Genomic DNA, 3,765 nt, shown 5'->3' with positions numbered 1-3,765 from the left:
AAGCCCTCAGTACCTATGGACTGCTGGGAAAGCACCCGACCACGGGCGGCGTTATCGCCTCTCCGTTTGTGCAGATGAGCCAGACATTTCAGAAACAGGCAAACTTGCTCTGGTATGAGATTTTCGATATTGTGAAACAGAACTGTACGACCAAATTTGACGGCACACCGCAGGACGATTTGATGGAACAGCTTCTGAGCAGCAGAAAGTGAGGCAGCATGAAAACAGATACCCAGTTCTGGCGAGATCTGAAAGCCAATCGCCAGAAGATGACCAAACAGCAATACCGCACAATCAAGGGACAGGCGGTCAGTGGAAAAGTGCTGGACGCCAGAAAAGGTTTACAGAAAGTTTTGAAGCGGAGGAATGGAGCATGACCACAACCAAAGAATTTCAGCTTGTTGATATCAACAAGTTAGTACCCTATGCCAATAACGCCAGAACACACAACAAAGAACAAATTCTGAAACTTCGCTCCTCTCTGAGAGAGTTTGGTTTTGTGAATCCTGTTATTATTGACCGGGAATACAATGTGCTGGCTGGACATGGACGCATTATGGCGGCAAAGGAAGAAGGTATTGCAGAAGTTCCCTGCGTGTATGCCGACCATCTGACGGAAGCACAGAAGAAAGCGTACATTCTTGCTGACAACCGGATGGCATTAGATGCCGGCTGGGATGAAGAACTCCTTGCTGTGGAAATGGAAGAATTGCAGAATCTCGGTTTTGACCTTGATCTGACCGGATTTGATGAAGCTGAAATTGCAGACTTGTTTGATACAAACAGCGGTGACACAGTGAAAGACGATGATTTTGACCTCACCACTGCACTGGAAAAAGCTGCATTTGTACAGCGTGGCGACATCTGGACAGTTGGCAGACACAAGCTGATGTGTGGCGATGCCACATCTGCGGAGGATGTATCTGCTCTCATGGGCGACACCAAGGCAAACCTCATTCTGACCGATCCCCCATATGGAGTTTCGTTTAAGAATGCCAGCGGACTTACCATTCAGAATGACAGCATGAAGAACGAGGAGTTTTATACATTCCTGCTGTCCTCCTTTCAGCGAATGGCTGAGCATCTGGAAAAAGGCGGTTCTGCCTATGTGTTCCATGCAGACACCGAAGGGTTGAATTTCAGAAAAGCTTTCATTGATGCCGGATTTCATCTTGCAGGCTGCTGCATCTGGGTAAAGGATAGTCTTGTTCTGGGACGTTCGGATTATCAGTGGCAGCACGAACCTGTGCTGTATGGCTTTATGCAGAACGGCAAGCATCACTGGTATTCCGACCGCAAGCAGACAACCATCTGGCATTTTGACAAGCCGAAACGCAATGCCAACCACCCCACCTCAAAGCCGCTGGACTTGCTTGGCTATCCCATCGGCAATTCTACACAGGAAAATGGCGTGGTAATGGACACCTTTGGCGGCAGTGGTTCAACACTTATGGCTTGTGAGCGGATGAACCGCATCTGCTATACCATGGAACTGGATGAAAAATACGCTTCTGTTATCCTAAGACGTTATGTGGAAGATACCGGTGATGCAGATGGTGTATATGTTGTGCGGGATGGAAAGCAGATTGCATATTCTGAATTGGTAAAGGAAGTGGAACTTCCCGATGATTAAAATTCTCTGTGCAGATGCCTTGGAAGGACTGCGAACACTTCCAAATGACAGCGTTTCCATGTGTGTTACAAGCCCACCTTATTATGGTTTGCGGGATTACGGCAATGCTGGTCAAATTGGAATCGAAGATTCTCCAGAACAGTATATACAAAAGCTGACTGCTGTATTTCGAGAAGTACGGCGAGTGCTTCGACCAGACGGAACTTTGTGGCTGAACATCGCCGATAGCTATGCCGGAAGCGGAAAAGGAATCGGTCGAAAGCCTACACATTGTAAGCATTCATATCAAATTCCAGCGGACAGTGCTGCGGCTGCTATGCCAACTACATGGAATGCTATCAAACCAAAAGATATGATTGGAATTCCATGGATGTTGGCGTTTGCCCTTCGTGCAGATGGTTGGTATCTCCGTTCGGACATTATCTGGAACAAGATCAACTGTCTGCCAGAAGGTGTAAAAGATCGTCCTACAAAGTCTTATGAACATTTGTTCTTGTTTGCAAAATCTAGCCGGTATTACTACAATGCAGCAGCAATTATGGAACCCACAGCGGAAAGCAGCCTAAAACGATACGCTCGTGGTCGCTCTGGTCGAAACAAGTATGGCAGATTTTCGGAACAGGGCATCAATGGGACAGATTACAACGAACGAATGCAGGGAAAAACCATGCGAAACAAGCGAGATGTCTGGAATATCAGCACCAACTCTTACCGCATGGGAGAACATTTCGCTATGTTTCCGGAGCAATTGGTAGAACCCTGTATTTTGGCAGGCTGTCCAGAAGATGGTGTGGTTCTTGATCCGTTCTTCGGAAGCGGAACTACTGGTGCAGTTGCCAAGCGACTGCATCGGCAGTGTATCGGAATTGAACTGAATCCAGTCTATTGCAAAAAAGCAGAAGAACGAATCGCATCTGTCTGATTCTCACAAATGACAGCCGAAACATTCTACACATCTCACAGTTGCTATCTGTGGAAAAAAGAGTTAACATATGTACTGCCGAAAGGCAAATCACCGAAAATCGGGAGGAAAACATATGATAATTGCATTTGGACGGGCTGGAAATGAACGAAAGAAACTGGCGTGGGCGATAGCCACGATCATTGGAACAACGGCAGAATATCAGTATATGCCCACCTGTACTTACAAAATCGGGGAATGCTACACTGTTACCAAAGCAGGTGATCTGGAAATCAGCGATCAAGCCGACCGTAAGGAAACAGAACGGCTTCTTGCCGAACTGGCAAGTCGGGGCTATGCTGTTCCGGACACCACAGAACCGGAATCCAAGGGTTTAACTGTGCAGATGCCAGCCGATTTCTTCACAGAGCATACACTGGACAATCTCCGGCAGATCTGCGAAAACAAGGCTACCCTTTTTCAGGCTGCTTTTCAGACGGATACGCTCGACATTATTTCATCTGATGAAAAGGTGGAATTTCCATGGTTCACAGTCGAACAGGACGGCGATGCAGATGCCTACTGCACCTTCATTTCCATGCTCTGTGAATTTGCCAAGAACCAGAGCCGCATCAACCGCAAGCCGGACACCTCCGACAATCCCAAGTACACCATGCGGTGTTTCCTGATTCGTCTGGGAATGGTGGGTGCAGAATTCAAGGCGGCAAGAAAAGTCATTCTCCGGCGTCTGTCCGGCAATTCCGCATTCAGAAAGGTTGGTGATACTGATGCAATTTCCGAGTGAATCATATCTGGAACAGCTGCGAAAAAAGTACCCTGTCGGAACAAAATTACAGCTGCTTTCTATGCGGAATGAAAAATATCCGGTTCTTCCCGGAACAGTCGGCGAGGTCACACATATTGATGATGTGGGCAGCATTCATATGCGGTGGGAGAATGGTTCTTCCCTTGCTCTGATTCCCGAAATCGACAGTTTCCAGACCGTATCCGAGGCGAAAAAATAAGGCGAGACCTCCTCCATTGTACAGTATGTTACCATACAATCGCAAGAATTGCAAGAGTGTATTCTACACAATCTTTTGACCTCATTTTCTGTAGATTTAGCCGCTTGCTATCTCCTCTGTTTAGAGTTAATATGGTTACAACAAAAGGGAAAAAGCCCGAAACTACGGAGGAAAACATTATGAACGCTAAAACAGAAAGACAGATT

At 46.9% G+C, this 3,765-nt stretch carries 5 protein-coding genes and 1 pseudogene; all 6 read left to right on the top strand.

Going from position 1 to position 3,765, the window contains the following annotated elements:
* Window positions 1-212: pseudogene (locus tag QZ375_RS13910) on the top strand (terminase); the annotation flags it as partial.
* Between the two features lie 6 nt (window positions 213-218).
* A complete protein-coding gene (locus tag QZ375_RS13905; RefSeq protein ID WP_295219930.1) occupies window positions 219-377 on the top strand; it encodes a hypothetical protein in 159 nt (52 codons plus the stop codon).
* On the top strand, window positions 374-1,633 hold the full coding sequence (locus tag QZ375_RS13900; RefSeq protein WP_295219928.1) for a site-specific DNA-methyltransferase: 1,260 nt from the start codon (window positions 374-376) through the stop codon (window positions 1,631-1,633). The genes QZ375_RS13905 and QZ375_RS13900 overlap by 4 nt, the downstream gene beginning before the upstream one ends.
* Window positions 1,626-2,555, top strand: a complete 930-nt coding sequence (locus tag QZ375_RS13895) for a site-specific DNA-methyltransferase (RefSeq protein ID WP_295219926.1) — start codon at window positions 1,626-1,628, stop codon at window positions 2,553-2,555. Before QZ375_RS13900 ends, QZ375_RS13895 begins: the two co-directional genes overlap by 8 nt.
* Window positions 2,556-2,670: 115 nt before the next feature.
* Window positions 2,671-3,339 carry a hypothetical protein gene (locus QZ375_RS13890; protein WP_295219923.1) on the top strand — a complete coding sequence of 223 codons (669 nt, stop codon included), beginning with the start codon at window positions 2,671-2,673 and terminating at the stop codon, window positions 3,337-3,339.
* The gene (locus QZ375_RS13885) at window positions 3,323-3,559 is read left to right on the top strand and encodes a DUF4314 domain-containing protein (RefSeq protein ID WP_295219919.1); all 237 of its coding nucleotides are present in this window, start codon (window positions 3,323-3,325) and stop codon (window positions 3,557-3,559) included. Before QZ375_RS13890 ends, QZ375_RS13885 begins: the two co-directional genes overlap by 17 nt.
* Window positions 3,560-3,765: the final 206 nt, after the last annotated feature.

Origin of the sequence: Ruminococcus sp., assembly GCF_019417665.1 — a bacterium.
Lineage (GTDB): Bacteria > Bacillota > Clostridia > Oscillospirales > Ruminococcaceae > Ruminococcus_C.
Note: the sequence above shows the minus strand (reverse complement) of the source record. Positions and strands in the feature narration are given on the sequence as shown.

Coding starts and splice junctions, on each gene's coding strand:
- QZ375_RS13905 (WP_295219930.1), top strand. CDS start 219: ATGAAAACAGATACCCAGTTCTGGCGAGATCTGAAAGCCAATCGCCAG.
- QZ375_RS13900 (WP_295219928.1), top strand. CDS start 374: ATGACCACAACCAAAGAATTTCAGCTTGTTGATATCAACAAGTTAGTA.
- QZ375_RS13895 (WP_295219926.1), top strand. CDS start 1,626: ATGATTAAAATTCTCTGTGCAGATGCCTTGGAAGGACTGCGAACACTT.
- QZ375_RS13890 (WP_295219923.1), top strand. CDS start 2,671: ATGATAATTGCATTTGGACGGGCTGGAAATGAACGAAAGAAACTGGCG.
- QZ375_RS13885 (WP_295219919.1), top strand. CDS start 3,323: ATGCAATTTCCGAGTGAATCATATCTGGAACAGCTGCGAAAAAAGTAC.